The organism is Salinisphaera japonica YTM-1 (assembly GCF_003788585.1).
GTDB classification, from domain to species: Bacteria; Pseudomonadota; Gammaproteobacteria; order Nevskiales; family Salinisphaeraceae; genus Salinisphaera; species Salinisphaera japonica.
This window is the reverse complement of the sequence record NZ_AYKG01000031.1, coordinates 20,155-34,095: the sequence shown is the minus strand read 5'-3', so window position 1 is coordinate 34,095 and position 13,941 is coordinate 20,155. Positions and strand designations below refer to the sequence as shown.

Below are 13,941 nucleotides of genomic sequence, written 5' to 3'. Positions count from 1 at the left end.
ACAGCGATAACTCGCTGTTAATGCAGCGCTATTTGTGGGGAACCCTCAGGGTCTGTCCCTGTTTCATGTCCCTGTTTTATACGCTCACTCAAAACAGCCGTGTTGCGATTAGAACCTGAATCCACCATTCCTCAAGTAACTCGCTATCTTTGAACAAAATAAAAGCCGCCGATTCTTGCTCGGCGGCTTTTCGTGCGTTTCCAGGTTGTTTTATTCGCTCGACAATGAGGCGGGCTGGGCCAAGTGCCTGCTGTCCAACCACGACTTGAGAAAACGCGTATACACGCGATGCCTGGATATTAAATGACGCTGGCTGACCGCCGTTTGCTGTCGCATTCGGCGGTCAGCTTTGCATCCTAGTTTTGCGTGGACATGGTGTCGTCATCGCTGGTCGCGGGCGTCCCGGTGGACTGGCTCGCGGTGTCGTCGGACGTATCGGCCGATGGCGTCATCTGCACGTCGTCATCGGACGAACCGCTCTCACTGGTCATCGGCTCGGTCGGCTCGGCGGACGGGCTCTCGGCGTTCTGGGTTTCAGGCTGTGCCTGATCCATCGCGGCGTTTGAGTTCTCGTCCAGCGCGTCATTCATGTCGCTGTTCGACGTCGAAGCCTCGTCGCCTGTCCGGGCGCCATCGCGCTTGATGCGCCAGACGGCGTTGGTGAGGTCGTCGGCGACGAGCACGGCGCCGTCATCCGTGACGGCTACGCCGACCGGGCGGCCGCGGGTCTTTTTGTCACCGCTGAGGAAGCCGGAGACGAAGTCGACGGGTTTGCCGGTGGGTTGGCCGTTCTGGAACGGGATGAACACGACGCGATAGCCGACGGGATTGCCGCGGTTCCAGCTGCCGTGCTCGCCGACGAATACGCCGTTGGTGAACTGGCCGCCGACGGCGTTGTTGGAAAACGCCACGCCGAGCGGCGCGTGGTGCGAGCCCAGGCTGTAGTCGGGGGCGATGGCCGATTCGACCTTTTGCGGGTTTTTCGGCCGCACGCGCGGGTCGACGTTCTGGCCCCAGTAACTGTACGGCCAGCCGTAGAAGGCGCCTTGTTTAACCGAGGTCAGGTAGTCGGGCACGAGGTTGGGGCCGAGTTCGTCGCGCTCGTTGACGACGGTCCACAGGGTGTCGGTGCCAGGTTGGATAGCCAGGGCGGTGGGGTTACGCAGGCCGGTGGCATAAGCCCGATGGGCGCCGGTGTCGGGGTCGATTTCCCAGATCTCGGCGCGGTCCACTTCGGCTTCCATGCCGCGCTCGGTGATGTTGCTGTTCGAGCCGATGCCGACATACAGATGCTCACCGTCGGCGCTCGCGGTGAGCGATTTCGTCCAGTGGTGATTGATTTCAGACGGCAGGTAAGTCACCAGTTGCGGCGGGCCGCTGGCCTGGCGCTGGCCGTCCTGATAATCGAAACGAATGAGCGCGTCTTGATCGGCGACGTAGAGATGGTTGTCGATCAGCGCTAGGCCGTAAGGCGCGTTGAGGTTTTTGGCGAAGACGCCCTGCTGTTCGTAGGTGCCATCACCGTCGCCGTCCCGCAGCAGGGTCAACCGATTGCCGCTTTTGACGGGCGTGGTGCCGCGCGACTGGATCATGCCGGCGATGTAGTCCTTGGGCTTGAGCTTCGGGGCTTTGCCGCCGCCTTTGCCTTCAGCGACCAGGATGTCGCCGTTGGGCAGAACCAGCAGGTGACGGGGCACTTGCAGATCGGTGGCGATGGCGCTGATCGAGTAGCCGTCGGGCACGGTCGGCTTTTGGCCATCCCACGGCATGGGCTCGGGGATGGTCATGTTGGGCAACAGGCCGCGCTGGGGCTCGGGCAGGTTCGGGTTGGGGCCGAATTCCTGGCCGTCCGGCGCCGCGACGGCCGTGCCAGCGACGGCCCCGAGGGCCAGAGCACACAGGATGGCGGGCGATGCGAGTGATTGAATCTTCATGACCGGGCTCCAACGCCGATACGAGAAAAGCCGAGCAGCGTGACGATACAGCCGAGTACGGCCGCCACAATCGAGAGGATGAAGCCGCCGGGCATCATGGCCCAGGCATCACGCGCGTGGATGAGCGCGTTCAACACGCCGGTTGCCGTGACGATGAGCAAAAGCAGCAGGTAGATCGCGTACACGCCCTTGCGATCGGACACGAAAATGCCGAGCAGCGCGCAGATTGCGGCCAGGCCGGTAAACAGCGAGCCGCCGATGATCAGCCAGGAGGAGAATATGCTCCATTCGATCTGATAAGAGGTCAGGTAGGCGTAGTCGCTTAACGCGGCGCCGAGAAACAATGGGAAAGTCCCCGAGAGCAGTAAGGCGTGAAACGGGTGAATCCCGCGCCCCGCAGGTCGTCGTTCTTTGGCGGTCAAGTCAAGCTCCTTATAATCGCGCGCTCTGCCGGCTAGCGTCATGGCGCAGGTTATCGATACGGCAGCACGTATCTTTTAAAAATATACAATAACGTACGCGGTGCGGCGTGTTGATGGGGCTGCGATTAAAGGATGACGCCAGACAGGCGCGCCGCGCGGCTGCCGGGATGCTGGCATCGCCGAAGGGCCGATCGTCTTTGGCGTGTCTTGACTCTCGAACAAGCGGCTCGGTGAGAGCTTTGGGATCGGCTCGTGTCGACACGTGAATGCATGGCCACGCGCTATCCGCGGGAAAGCGAGCCGCGGGAATCGCTGTATAATGACGCTTTGGGAACGGTTTCAGCCGCGGGCCGTGTTCGAAACACCCGCGGCGCCCGGCACGGTTCGCGCGGGCAGCGCCTCGCCGCCAACGATGTCAGCGTGCTCAGTAGCTGGCTTTTCAGGGAGTTAAAAGTGATGTCAAAGCCTTCGGCCGCCAGACCGGGCGTGATCGTGTTGTTCATCGGCACGATCATGAGCCTGGTGGCAGCGCTTTATGGGTACTTCGCACCGCTGACCGGCGTGAACGCCACGCTGGGCGCATTGCTTACGATCGTGGTAAGCGTTGTGCTCATCGTGTTCGGCCTTGCACTGGCCCGCGCCGGCAGTCGCGGGGCGCGCGTTGCCTGGCGCTGCGTCATTCTTGTGGGTCTTGTGGGCAACGCGTTCGCCGGGGCGCTATTGCATGAATGGTGGCTATGCCTGGGCATGCTTATAGGCGTGGTGGGCCTTGTCATCGACTGTTTCGGATCGGCTGGCGCCGAAGGACGCGTTTGATCATGTTGTATCGTTTTTTGAACTATCGCTTGTCGGGCCTAGCCCGGGTAGCGGCCGTGGTGGGTTTGAGCGCCGCGGCGGCTCCAGTGTTCGCCCAGGATGCGCCCGGGGTTGATGATCAAAGCTCGCCGGCCGGTCCGGCGGCCAACGCGGCCAACGGCATCGCCAACCCGCGCCAGCCGATCTGGGATTCGTTCCACGGCCAGCTCAGCGCGCAGAAGTACAGCCCGCTGACACAGATCACGGCGGACAACGTCGGCGAGCTGGAAAAAGTCTGGTCGATCCATACCGGCGATCTGTCCGACGGTAGCGGGGACGTGCCGGCCACGGTGTGGTCCTCCACGCCGGTGTTTGCCAACGACACGCTGTTCGTTGGCACGCCGTTCGGGCGCTTGTTTGCCATTGATCCGGGCACGGGCGAGAGGAAATGGGTGTTCGATACCCATGCCCCGAAGAAAGCGCTGACCCAGCCGGTCTTGAAGAACCGCGGCGTGGCGTATTGGCAGGCCGAGGACCCGGTGCCGGGCCAGGCCTGCCAGAAAGTGGTCTACATGGGCACGGTCGATGCCAAGCTGTTCGCGCTGGATGCCGATACCGGCAAGACGTGTGAAAGTTTCGCCGATAACGGCGTGCTCGACGTGAACCAGTGGAACAAAACACACGACAAATATCCGTTGTCGCTGCTGCAGCCACCAACGGTGGTGGGTGATCATCTGATTCTCGGCTGGGCCGGCAAGGATTGGGCCTACAAGCAGGCACCGCCGGGCACGGTATGGTCGATCAATGCCCGCACGGGCGAGCGCGAGTGGACGTTCCAGGCGCTGCCGGATGATGTACGGGCCAAGTCGGGCACGGCCAACGTCTGGACCCATATGTCGGCCGATGCAGAGCTGGGCCTGGTCTATCTGCCGGTGTCGTCGCCCTCGCCAAACTACTGGGGTGGCAATCGCACCGAGTCGATCCCACTGGCGACATCCACCACCGCGGTCGACGTGGAGACGGGCAAGGTCGCCTGGTCGCGCCAGTGGGTGCATCACGATGTGTGGGATTACGACACGGTGGCCGCGCCAACGTTGATGGATATCACCGTTGACGGTAAAACCATCCCGGCGCTGTTGCAGGCCACGAAGATGGGCTTTCTGTTCGCGGTCAACCGCAAGACCGGTGAAGATATCTGGCCGATCGAGGAACGCCCGGTGCCGGGCGGCGATGGCTCAGTGGCCGGCGAACAGCTCTCGCCCACCCAGCCGTTCCCGACCAAGCCGGCCCCGCTGCTCGACCAGTCCAAAAAGCCGGATGTCTGGAAGCTGGCCGATATCGTCGGCGGCGGGTCGTGCACGCGCCTGTGGAATAACCTCGACTATCGCGGCATGTACACCCCGCCGACCACGAAAGGCGAGGGGACAATGGCCTTTCCCGATAGCGCGGGTGCGGTGCAGTGGGGCGGCGTGGCCTATGACCCGGCCAGCCAGACGGCGATCGTGAACACCTCGCGCATCGTGCAGACCATCAAGCTCTATGACCGCGAAGCCTACGAGGCCGCCGACAAGACCTCGGGCAACGAGGCCGGCTTTTCACCCCAGGCCGGCTCGCCCTATGGCATGCGCCTGGAAGTGGCCCGCAACTGGCTGGGCATGCCGTGCTGGCAGCCGCCGTTTGGTGAGCTGGTGGCCATCGACATGCACACGGGTGACGTGAAATGGCGCCGCCCGATGGGCGCGTCGCAGCAGTTTGGCTTCATCATGCCCGAAGCCTGGGGCTCGCCGACGATCGGCGGGCCAGCGGTGACCGCCGGTGGCGTGATATTCATCGGCGCGTCGATGGATTCCAAGGTGCGGGCGTTCAGCTTGGAAAGCGGTGACGAGCTCTGGTCGGATCAGGCCATGGCGCCCGTGGTGGCTAATCCGTCGGTTTATGAATACGAGGGCCGTGAGTATGTGGCTTTTGTATCGGGCGGCAACACGATTCTGAAAGACCAGGTGGGCGATCAGATCGTGGTGTACGCCTTGCCGGAGGACTAAATCGGTACGTCAGCCGGCTGGCAGAAAAGACGAGTCGATGATCGGCTCGTCTTTTTTATGGCCGACGTTTCGATGCGGGCGCCTCGGCCGTTTAAACTTATTGGCATGAATCACTTTCGCGCGCGAATGACAGGCCGAGCCGTCGCGGGCGCCGGGCCACTGGCCCGACGATGAGCGTCGTTCTATGGCTGCTTGGCGGCTGGCTTGTGCTCGGCGTGATCGTCGATGCGGGGTTGTATGTCTTGCAGCGTCGTTATCTGGCGGCGGCTGCCCCGGATCCGGCGGCCCACGCCGAGGGCGAGCGACGCGCCAGCCAGCGCCTGGCCGGTCAGGGTCGTGAGACGGCACTTGCGCTGTTGGCGCTCGTGTTTGCTTGGGGCGCTGGATTGTTGTCCGGCACGCTTGGCCCCGGTCTTGTGGCGTTGTGCCTGGCCCTGGCGGTCGTCGGCGATCAAGTCCTGCGCGCGTTTTGGTCCACTGGCCGCCAAGCGCAAAACAGGCTCGCAGCGCTTGGCGCTCAGGCGCGCCAGTTCTTCTTGCCGTTGCTGTTGGGCCTGGCGCTCTGGTGTGTGGCGCTCATTTTGCCCGACGTATTCATGCCGTGGCTTTGGGCCATCGGCTGGTTGATATTGGCGGGGGCTCGGCGGGTCTATCGCAGCGTGAGCCAGCCGGGTGCGATGGCCGGCGCGGCGTTGACGGATTCGGGCTTGCGCAAGCGTTTGCGCGGGCTGGCCGAGGCCTGTGGGCGGCCACGTTGCACGATCACCGTCGCCGATCAGTCGCCGCTGTCCGCACAGGTCGGTGCGCGCGTCGAGGCCCGTGGGCGCGGCGGGCAGATCGTGTTGACACAAGGCCTGGTCGATCGGTTGTCGTCTTCGGCCATCCTGGCCGTGGTGGCCCATGAATTCGGCCATGCCTGCCTGGGCCATCTCACGCGCTTCGATGCGATGCGGGCCGGGCTCGTGGCGATCTATATCGTTCTGGTGGCCAGTGGTTTGATAGCCGCACCCCCTGAAGTGTCGGCGCCCGTGGTCCTGTGGCTGATCTATGTCACGATCGGGCCAGCCGCCTGGGTCGTGCGGCCCGCGCTCAACGGGTATCGGCGTGGGTGTGAGTTCGCGGCCGATGCCTTTGCCGCCGGCCATGTGGGCAGCCACCGGTTGGCGGATACGCTGGCTGATCTGTTCTCGATCAACCCGAACCGGGCTGGTTTGCATCCGTGGTATCGCGTGTTCAATGCCACGCACCCGGCCGACCGCGCCCGGCTCGATCGATTGCGCGGGCGGGTAAGCTAAGCCGCTCGGCATCTGTTTTCAAAACCAGCGAATCCGCTTATGCAAATACGTGTTCTGGGATCGGCCGCCGGCGGCGGGTTTCCGCAATGGAACAGCAACGTGGGGCTCAACCGCGCCCTGCACGAAGGCACCACGGCCGCCGTGGCACGCACGCAGTCATCGATTGCGGTGCGCGGTGATAACGACCGGTGGCTGTTGATCAATGCCTCGCCGGATATCCGCCAGCAGATCCTGGAAACGCCGGCCCTGCGTGCCACGCCGGGTGAGCGGGGCACCGGCATCGAGGCCATCCTGTTGATGGACAGCCAGATCGATCACACCACGGGCCTTACGCTCATGCGCGAGGGCGCGCCGCTCAACGTGTATTGCACGCGCCAGGTCCACGAAGACCTGACGACCGGCCTGCCGCTTTTGAACGTGCTGGATCATTTCTGTGGCGTGCGCTGGCAGGAAATCGTGCCCGACGGCGACAACACGTTCACGATCGCCAACCTGCCGGGCGTGCGTTTCATCGCGGTGGCGCTATCCTCGGCGGCACCGCCGTATTCGCCGCACCGGGCCGACCCGCACCCGGGCGACAATATCGGCCTGGTGATCATCGATGAGCACACCGGGCATCGGGTGTTCTACGCGCCGGGTCTTGGCGCGGTCGATGAGGCGCTGGCTGGCTTGATGGCCGGCTGTGACACGCTGCTGGTCGACGGCACGTTCTTCACCGAAACCGAGATGATCGACCAGGGCGTGGGCACGAAAACCGCGGCCTCGATGGGCCACCTGCCGCAGTCCGGCGAGCGCGGCATGCTGGCCAAGTTGGCCCGTTTTGCCGACAAGCGCCGTATCCTGATCCATATCAACAACACCAACCCGATCCTCGACCCGGACTCGCCCGAGCGCGCCACGGTCGCGGCCGCCGGCGTGGAAGTCGCCTACGACGGCATGGAGATTCGCCCATGAGCCAGACCCACGACGCTGTGCAAGGTAATGCCTGGCCGCGCGATGTCTTCGAGGCCAAGCTGCGGGCGCTGGGCGCGCGCTATCATATCCATCACCCGTATCATCGCCTGATGCACGAGGGCCGGGCCACGCGCGAGCAGATCCGCGGCTGGGTGGCCAATCGCTATCATTATCAGGTCTCGATTCCGATCAAGGACGCCAACGTATTGGCCAACTGCCCGGACCCGGCCACGCGCCGGCTCTGGGTGCAGCGGATTCTGGATCACGACGGCGTGGGCGATGATCCCGGCGGCATCGAGGCCTGGCTGGCCCTGGCCGAGGCCTGTGGCATGGATCGCACCCGCGTGGCGGCCGAGGCCGATGTACTGCCCGGCGTGCGGTTTGCCGTGGATGCCTACGTGAACTTCGCCCGGCGGGCGAGCTGGCAAGAAGCCGCTTGTTCCTCGCTGACCGAGCTGTTCGCCCCGGAAATCCATCAGCAGCGCCTGACCGGCTGGCCGGATCATTATCCGTGGATCAATGATTCGGGCCTGACGTATTTCCGCAAGCGCCTGTCGGAAGCACGCCGCGATGTTGCCCACGGGCTGACGGTCACGCTCGATCATTTCGTCACCCGCGCCGATCAGGAACGCGCGCTGGAGATTCTGCAGTTCAAGCTCGACGTGCTCTGGACGATGCTGGATGCGATGTGGATGGCCTATGTCGAAGACCGCCCGCCGTATCATGGCTGCCCGGCGGTGCCCGAGGTGGCCGAATGAGCCGGCCCGTGATTCATGCCACTAGCGTGGCGCGTATCGCCCGCGGCCATCGGCTGCAATACGAGCCGGCCCAGGATTGTCATGTTTTGCTCTATCCCGAGGGCATGGTCACGCTCAACGAGCCGGCGACCGAAATACTCACGCGCTGCGATGGCCAGCGCTCGGTGGCCACGGTGTGTGAGCTGATTTCAGCCGAGTTCGGCGGCGCCGATGTAAGCGACGACGTGTACGAGTTCCTGCGCCTGGCTATCTCCCACGGATGGGTGGTGATCGGCTAGCGCTCGCCTGCGGGCGGGGTGGCGTGTAGCCGCTTCGAGTTCTTCGGGTTGCGGAACACGATCGGCTGGGCCTCGGCGCGTGCTGAAGTCGGCGCGTTGGCCTCGGCCACCACATCCGTGATCAAGTGGTGCGACGGCGACTTGGCACAGACCGGATCGGTGGCATACATATCGCCGGTAAGCATGAAAGCCTGGCAACGACAGCCGCCGAAGTCGTCATGTTTTTCCACGCATGAGCGACACGGCTCGGCCATCCAGTCGAAACCCCGAAAATGATTAAACGCCGGTGATTCGTTCCAGATCCAGGCGATGTCGTGCTCGCGCACATCAGGAAACTCGATGCCAGGCAGCTGGCGCGCGGCATGACAGGGCAGGGCCAGGCCGTCCGGGGCCACGTTCAGGAATAAGTCGCCCCAGCCGCTCATACAGGCCTTTGGCCGGTCCTGATAATAATCGGGCACGACGAAATACAGCTTCATGCGCCCGCCGTTGTCGCGATAGCGCGTGGTCACGCTTTCTGCGTGGTTGAGCTGCTCGCGGGTCGGCAGAAGCTGGGCGCGGTTGTGCCAGGCCCAGCCGTAATACTGCGTATTGGCCAGCTCAACGTAGTCTGCATCCAGCGACTCGGCCATGGCGATGATGTCGTCGATATCATCGATATTGTGCCGGTGCAGCACGATATTGAGCACCATCGGATAGCCCGCGGCCTTGATCGCACGGGCCATGGCTTTCTTCTGCTCGAAGGTGTTCGAGCCGGCCAGAAAATTATTGCGCTCGGCGTTACTGGCCTGAAAACTGATCTGGATATGATCCAGCCCGGCCTCGGCCAGCGCGTTGACACGGGCCTCGTCCATGCCGATGCCCGAGGTGATGAGGTTGCTATAATAACCCAGCCGCGCGCCCTCGGCCACGATCGCCTCGAGATCCCGACGGACCAACGGCTCGCCGCCAGACAGCCCCAACTGGGCCGCACCCAACTCGCGGGCCTCGCGCAGCACCTTGAACCAGTCATCGGTCGTCATCTCGGCGCCGATCTGGGCCATCTCGGTGGGGTTGCTGCAATACGGGCACTGCAACGGACAGGCATAAGTCAGCTCGGCCAGCAGCCAGAGCGGGCGTGCGATCGTCTGTGCGTCGTGTCGAAGCGGCTGTGTCATGGCGTCTCGCTTGTTCAAGACGAAAAAAAGGGGGCGGTTAGCGCCCCCTTTTCCCTGCTAAGACTCGTAAGAGCGAGCCCTGCAATGTCGCATCAGCGACTTATTTGTTGCTGACGTACATCGTGATCTCAAAGCCCAGGCGCAGGTCATGAGCCTTCGGTTGCGTCCATTGTTTCATTGGCATTCTCCTCAACTGCGGTGGGTGGGAATATCGGCACAGCGATGTGCTGTGTATGACACTCACTCTACGCCTTTTTTTTAAGTTGTGCAGTAGTGTGATTTGTCTCGATCGAAAGTGTATTCGACATCATCGAAATCGGGCGCCGGGGCGTGTTTTTAGCGCGGCGCTTCGGCCAAGGCATGCCGGGACGGCAACCGATTGTCGGTTGGCGAGCCGGCCCGGGTGTCACGCTGAGTCTGGCTGCGCGAAAACCCCCAGGCAGGCGCCAGCGGCCAATGCGCAGCCGGCGAACAGCGACAGCGACGGCTCAGTGCTGCCGGCAATAACGAGCGTTATGGCCGCGATTGCCGGTACACCGTACGGCAGGACCGGAATGATGCGCGGGTTACCGTTTCGCACGACATGGCCCCACGCGACGAAGCCCAGTCCGTACGGGCCAAGCCCCAGCAGTGCCGCGGCGGCGTAGGCTTGCCAGTCGCCGGGCAGGCTCAGCTCACCGGTGAGAACGAGCTGGCCGGCCAAGGCCAGCGCGCCACCGGCAGCGAAAAACATCGGGAAATCTCGTCGGATCGGGCGCTCATACACTTGCAGGAACAGCGAATAAGCCACCCACGACAGGCCGGCCAGCAAACCGCCGCCGTAGCCGAGCCAGGCGGAACCGCTGGGTAATGTCATGCCCCCGTTGATGACCACGACCCCGCCCAGGCCAAGTAACAGGCTGAAAAACGTGATGACCGACGGACGCCGACGGTTATAGACATCGCTTGCCAGCGCAAACAGCAGGGGCCAGGTATAGGTGATGACCACCACTTGGGCAGCGGGCGCGTATTCGAGGGCGGCGAAATAAAAACCGGCCCCGCCAACGAGCCCGCCGGACACGAACAGCCACGCATACCAGGGGTGGCGTGCCGGCGCCCGGCACGCCGTGCCCCGCGTGTGTGGCAGTAACCGACTACACAGCGCCGAGGCCAGCATCGCGAAGCCGGTCAGCTCCAGCGGCGAGAGACTGGCCGCGATCTGTCGGAGCCAGGCCGTGATGCCCCACATCACGACCACCAGAAGACTCAATGCCAATAAACGGGTATTGGAGCCGTGGGGACGCAGATCAACGGTCATCAGCCGGCCACCGGTGTTGTTTCGGCTGGCTCGTGCGTGACCGGTAGCTCGGCCGGGGCCACCGCCAGATCGGGAAAATCACGGGGTGTCATATCGCGTGCCTCGTAAGCGCTGATCGGCGGGCAATATGCGCTTGCCTCGTCTATCTGTTAAACGCTATTTTTTGAGACATTCATCAATAATATTGATACATGGCACGAACCCCGGTTCTTGATCTGAAAGCACTGCAGAGTTTCATTGCCATCGTCGAAACCGGCAGTTTTACGGCCGCGGCGTCGCAGATGCGTTACTCGCAGTCGGCCATCAGCATGCAGGTACAGCGTCTGGAAACAGCGCTCGGCGTAGCGTTGCTCGTTCGCACCTCGCGGCGGTTGGCACCTACCCGCGCCGGGCGTGAAACACTGGGCTATGCCCGCGAGATGCTGCGCTTGAACAACGCGCTGCGCGATCGGCTCTCCGATAGCGAGATCGCCGGGCGCGTGCGTCTCGGGCTACCGGCCGATTTCGCGCTCTACTTGCCGGAAACACTGGGGCTGTTCGCCGAACGTCATCCCCAGGTGGAGCTGGAGGTACGCTCGGAGTTCAGCGTGACGCTCGTCGAGCAGGTCAACGCCGGCGATATCGACATGGCGATCGTCACCCGCGAGTCTGATATCACGGGCGGCTATCAGCTACGCCGGGAATCGCTGGTCTGGGTCACCGCGCCCGGTTCGGGCGCGCACCTACGGCGTCCGCTGCCGATGGCCATGTGGCCCGAGGGGATCTGTGCGTTTCGAACCGCTGCCACCGACGCGTTGGAGGCTGCCGGGCAGCCTTGGCGCTCGGCGTTTGAAAGCCAGGCTTTCGGTGCCCTGCGAGCCACTGTACTGGCCGGGCTGGCCGTGACCGTCGCCATTCCCAGCATGGTCGATGACGATCTGCAGATTCTTGACCCGGACACAGCAGGACTGCCGCGCCTGCCGGCCATCGATATCCGCCTGTATCGCGGGCGCGGGCGTGCGACCCAGGCCGCGGCCTCATTGGCCGATCTGATCATCGAACGCGTCGGGCGTGTCGTGATGCGATAGGTCGGCCAGCCGGGCGCAGGCTTTTAGCCGGCGAAAAAAAATCAGTGCCCCGACGGGCGGCCCGTACGTCGCCCGCGATCGTAGAGACACGCTGCGTGATACGTGGCGATCGAGAACAGCGAAACCGCCACGGCAAAATCGAGCACCACCGTGTTTGCGCGCATCGAACACATCGCGTGGATCAGCACCGCGATGGCCGCCGCGGTAGTGATGACAATCGAAAGAGCGCGGATCGTGAGACTCGTCATGATGCTTACCCCAAGCCGGAATCATTGACACAGCTTCAAGCCGATAATGGCGCCGATCACGACACAGAGCCACCCCCCGCGCCGCAGACCGAGTGTTTCGTGCCAAACGAACACGCCAACCAGCGTGCTACCGATCGTGCCGATCGCCGAGAACACGGCGTAGGCAATACCAAGCGGTATCTGCTGGGCAGCCATATGCAATAACGTCAGACCGATGCCGAACCCGGCCACCAACCGGGCCAGTCCGGGCACGATCCGCGAGCGGGTCAGCATCTGAAAGCCCTGTACCCCCACGACCTCGAAAACGCCGGCCGCGACCAACGCGGCCCAGGCCAGCATCACGGTTGTGTCTCGGCCAACTGCCAGGTTCCCAAGAGCAACACGCCAAGTAGCACGAGCGTTGTCGTATCGGGCCTGTTGCCTGTTGCGGCGTGTTCAACGATATAAGTGCCCAATGTTCCGAGTGCCACGAACAACACATAGACCGTCGTCGGGCTCGCGTGCCGAGCCGCGCGATAGGCCAACCACAGGCTGAGCGCCACGCAGAGCAGGGTGGCTACCCAGGCTGGGCCGCTGCTGGCGAACTTGATACCGTTAATCCAGCTGACTTCTGTCACGCTGGCCGGTATGAGCCAGCACCATAATCGGGGCACGGCATGAAGGTTTCGCTTGGCGTACACGCTTCGGCGCTCGTTTTGAATAACAAGGCTATCCTCGTCGCCGGGCCCATCGGCGTGAAGCGATTGTTTTTGATGTGTCGTTCAAAAACACTGCCGGCATGAGAGCGCGCCTGGCCGATCTGCGCGCGTTACAGACGCTCGTGGTCATCGTTGAAGAAGGCAGCCTGCAGGCCGCAGCCGAGCGACTGTATTACTCGCATTCCACGGTAAGCATGCAGCTACGCAAGCTGGAAACCGAGCTTGGCCACCAGTTGCTCCACCGCGATACGCGTGGCCTGCGGTTGACCGCGACCGGCCAACGCGTCGTGGCGTATGCCCGCGAGATGCTACACACCAATCGTCGGCTTTGGGCCGCTGTTGATGAACCGCGGTTAGAGGGCGTGGTGCGTATCGGCGTGCCGGTCGATCTGGCGCCCCTGTTGCGTCGAACCTGGGCGCGATTTGCTGACCTGTACCCGCATGTACAGGTCGAAGTACGCTCGGATTTGAGCCCGTGCCTGCTCAAACAGCTCGACGACGATCGCCTCGATTTGGCTGTGGTGACGCTGCATGGCAACGCAACGCGCGGCGACGTGCTCATGCGCCGGCCGCTCTTATGGGTTGGCTCGCCGGGCACATGGGCCCCCACGCGCGCGCCGTTGCCGTTGGCCGTTGGGCCACCAGAGACCTGTGTATTCAGGCACGCGGCCTTGAATGCGCTCGATGCCGTCGGGCGCGCTTATCGCATCGCTTATGAAAGCCAAGCGTTTGGTGCGCTTTCATCTCAAATTGCCGTGGGGCTGGCTGTGGCGCCGGCCTTGCCCGACATGGCCACGCCCGAACTCGAGATACTGGCCGGTTCCGCCGCCGGACTGCCCGCGTTGCCGGATATGGCGATCTGTCTGTGCCGGGCGCCCAGCGCGGCGAGCCGACAGGCCCAGGCGCTTGCTGACGTGGTTCTTGAACGGGTGGCCTGAACGGGCCGGCTGCCCGAGGCGGGCGATCGCTCGGCATGTTGTATCGCCGCGGGCACAG

At 63.4% G+C, this 13,941-nt stretch carries 15 protein-coding genes and 1 pseudogene; 8 read left to right on the top strand and 8 right to left on the bottom strand.

The window, feature by feature from the left end; all coding sequences use genetic code 11:
* Nucleotides 1–629: 629 nt before the first annotated feature.
* Both SAJA_RS10075 and SAJA_RS10070 read right to left on the bottom strand, forming a co-directional pair.
* Nucleotides 630–1,934: pseudogene (locus SAJA_RS10075) on the bottom strand (PQQ-dependent sugar dehydrogenase); the annotation flags it as partial.
* On the bottom strand, nt 1,931–2,356 hold the full coding sequence (locus tag SAJA_RS10070; protein ID WP_123658545.1) for a DUF2231 domain-containing protein: 426 nt from the start codon (nt 2,354–2,356) through the stop codon (nt 1,931–1,933). The pseudogene SAJA_RS10075 and the gene SAJA_RS10070, both read right to left, overlap by 4 nt.
* A gap of 270 nt (nt 2,357–2,626) precedes the next feature.
* Between SAJA_RS10070 and SAJA_RS10065 the strand changes: the two genes are divergently transcribed.
* The 6 genes from SAJA_RS10065 (at nt 2,627) to pqqD (ending at nt 8,478) form a co-directional block, all read left to right on the top strand.
* Nucleotides 2,627–3,172, top strand: a complete 546-nt coding sequence (locus SAJA_RS10065; protein WP_245963285.1) for a hypothetical protein — start codon at nt 2,627–2,629, stop codon at nt 3,170–3,172.
* A gap of 2 nt (nt 3,173–3,174) precedes the next feature.
* On the top strand, nt 3,175–5,193 hold the full coding sequence (locus SAJA_RS10060; RefSeq protein ID WP_123658544.1) for a pyrroloquinoline quinone-dependent dehydrogenase: 2,019 nt from the start codon (nt 3,175–3,177) through the stop codon (nt 5,191–5,193).
* A 170-nt stretch (nt 5,194–5,363) separates the two neighbouring features.
* Entirely contained in the window at nt 5,364–6,488 is a 1,125-nt protein-coding gene (locus SAJA_RS10055; protein WP_123658543.1) for a M48 family metallopeptidase, read from the top strand.
* Nucleotides 6,489–6,527: 39 nt separating this feature from the next.
* Nucleotides 6,528–7,442 carry a pyrroloquinoline quinone biosynthesis protein PqqB gene (gene pqqB / locus SAJA_RS10050; RefSeq protein ID WP_123658542.1) on the top strand — a complete coding sequence of 305 codons (915 nt, stop codon included), beginning with the start codon at nt 6,528–6,530 and terminating at the stop codon, nt 7,440–7,442.
* Nucleotides 7,439–8,200, top strand: a complete 762-nt coding sequence (gene pqqC / locus SAJA_RS10045; RefSeq protein WP_123658541.1) for a pyrroloquinoline-quinone synthase PqqC — start codon at nt 7,439–7,441, stop codon at nt 8,198–8,200. The genes pqqB and pqqC overlap by 4 nt, the downstream gene beginning before the upstream one ends.
* Nucleotides 8,197–8,478 (top strand): pyrroloquinoline quinone biosynthesis peptide chaperone PqqD, encoded by a 282-nt coding sequence (pqqD, locus tag SAJA_RS10040; protein WP_123658540.1) that lies wholly within the window; start codon nt 8,197–8,199, stop codon nt 8,476–8,478. The genes pqqC and pqqD overlap by 4 nt, the downstream gene beginning before the upstream one ends.
* On the opposite strand, the gene pqqE is transcribed toward pqqD, so the two are convergent.
* The 3 genes from pqqE to SAJA_RS10025 form a co-directional block, all read right to left on the bottom strand.
* Nucleotides 8,475–9,635, bottom strand: a complete 1,161-nt coding sequence (pqqE, locus tag SAJA_RS10035; RefSeq protein WP_123658539.1) for a pyrroloquinoline quinone biosynthesis protein PqqE — start codon at nt 9,633–9,635, stop codon at nt 8,475–8,477. The genes pqqD and pqqE overlap by 4 nt on opposite strands.
* 100 nt (nt 9,636–9,735) lie before the next feature.
* Entirely contained in the window at nt 9,736–9,813 is a 78-nt protein-coding gene (gene pqqA / locus SAJA_RS15590; protein ID WP_123658548.1) for a pyrroloquinoline quinone precursor peptide PqqA, read from the bottom strand.
* 228 nt (nt 9,814–10,041) lie between these two features.
* Nucleotides 10,042–10,932, bottom strand: coding sequence for an EamA family transporter (locus tag SAJA_RS10025; protein WP_123658538.1), 891 nt, complete (start codon nt 10,930–10,932; stop codon nt 10,042–10,044).
* 191 nt (nt 10,933–11,123) lie between these two features.
* Between SAJA_RS10025 and SAJA_RS10020 the strand changes: the two genes are divergently transcribed.
* A complete protein-coding gene (locus SAJA_RS10020; RefSeq protein ID WP_123658537.1) occupies nt 11,124–11,999 on the top strand; it encodes a LysR family transcriptional regulator in 876 nt (291 codons plus the stop codon).
* 41 nt (nt 12,000–12,040) lie between these two features.
* Here the strand turns inward: SAJA_RS10020 and SAJA_RS10015 are convergent, their stop codons facing one another.
* From SAJA_RS10015 to SAJA_RS10005, 3 genes are read right to left on the bottom strand one after another with little or no spacing between them, the layout of a single operon-like run.
* On the bottom strand, nt 12,041–12,247 hold the full coding sequence (locus SAJA_RS10015; RefSeq protein WP_123658536.1) for a hypothetical protein: 207 nt from the start codon (nt 12,245–12,247) through the stop codon (nt 12,041–12,043).
* A 21-nt stretch (nt 12,248–12,268) separates the two neighbouring features.
* Nucleotides 12,269–12,586 (bottom strand): DMT family transporter, encoded by a 318-nt coding sequence (locus SAJA_RS10010; RefSeq protein ID WP_123658535.1) that lies wholly within the window; start codon nt 12,584–12,586, stop codon nt 12,269–12,271.
* On the bottom strand, nt 12,586–12,900 hold the full coding sequence (locus SAJA_RS10005; RefSeq protein ID WP_184999841.1) for an SMR family transporter: 315 nt from the start codon (nt 12,898–12,900) through the stop codon (nt 12,586–12,588). The genes SAJA_RS10010 and SAJA_RS10005 overlap by 1 nt, the downstream gene beginning before the upstream one ends.
* A gap of 101 nt (nt 12,901–13,001) precedes the next feature.
* Here SAJA_RS10005 and SAJA_RS10000 point away from each other — a divergent pair, with 101 nt between their 5' ends.
* On the top strand, nt 13,002–13,883 hold the full coding sequence (locus tag SAJA_RS10000; protein WP_123658533.1) for a LysR family transcriptional regulator: 882 nt from the start codon (nt 13,002–13,004) through the stop codon (nt 13,881–13,883).
* Nucleotides 13,884–13,941: the final 58 nt, after the last annotated feature.

Excerpts from the sequence above, each read along its gene's own strand:
- pqqB (WP_123658542.1), top strand. The coding sequence starts at position 6,528 with ATGCAAATACGTGTTCTGGGATCGGCCGCCGGCGGCGGGTTTCCGCAA.
- pqqE (WP_123658539.1), bottom strand. The coding sequence starts at position 9,635 with ATGACACAGCCGCTTCGACACGACGCACAGACGATCGCACGCCCGCTC.
- SAJA_RS10010 (WP_123658535.1), bottom strand. The coding sequence starts at position 12,586 with ATGCTGGCCTGGGCCGCGTTGGTCGCGGCCGGCGTTTTCGAGGTCGTG.
- SAJA_RS10060 (WP_123658544.1), top strand. The coding sequence starts at position 3,175 with ATGTTGTATCGTTTTTTGAACTATCGCTTGTCGGGCCTAGCCCGGGTA.
- SAJA_RS10025 (WP_123658538.1), bottom strand. The coding sequence starts at position 10,932 with ATGACCGTTGATCTGCGTCCCCACGGCTCCAATACCCGTTTATTGGCA.
- SAJA_RS10020 (WP_123658537.1), top strand. The coding sequence starts at position 11,124 with ATGGCACGAACCCCGGTTCTTGATCTGAAAGCACTGCAGAGTTTCATT.
- SAJA_RS10055 (WP_123658543.1), top strand. The coding sequence starts at position 5,364 with ATGAGCGTCGTTCTATGGCTGCTTGGCGGCTGGCTTGTGCTCGGCGTG.
- pqqA (WP_123658548.1), bottom strand. The coding sequence starts at position 9,813 with ATGAAACAATGGACGCAACCGAAGGCTCATGACCTGCGCCTGGGCTTT.
- pqqD (WP_123658540.1), top strand. The coding sequence starts at position 8,197 with ATGAGCCGGCCCGTGATTCATGCCACTAGCGTGGCGCGTATCGCCCGC.
- pqqC (WP_123658541.1), top strand. The coding sequence starts at position 7,439 with ATGAGCCAGACCCACGACGCTGTGCAAGGTAATGCCTGGCCGCGCGAT.
- SAJA_RS10065 (WP_245963285.1), top strand. The coding sequence starts at position 2,627 with ATGGCCACGCGCTATCCGCGGGAAAGCGAGCCGCGGGAATCGCTGTAT.
- SAJA_RS10015 (WP_123658536.1), bottom strand. The coding sequence starts at position 12,247 with ATGACGAGTCTCACGATCCGCGCTCTTTCGATTGTCATCACTACCGCG.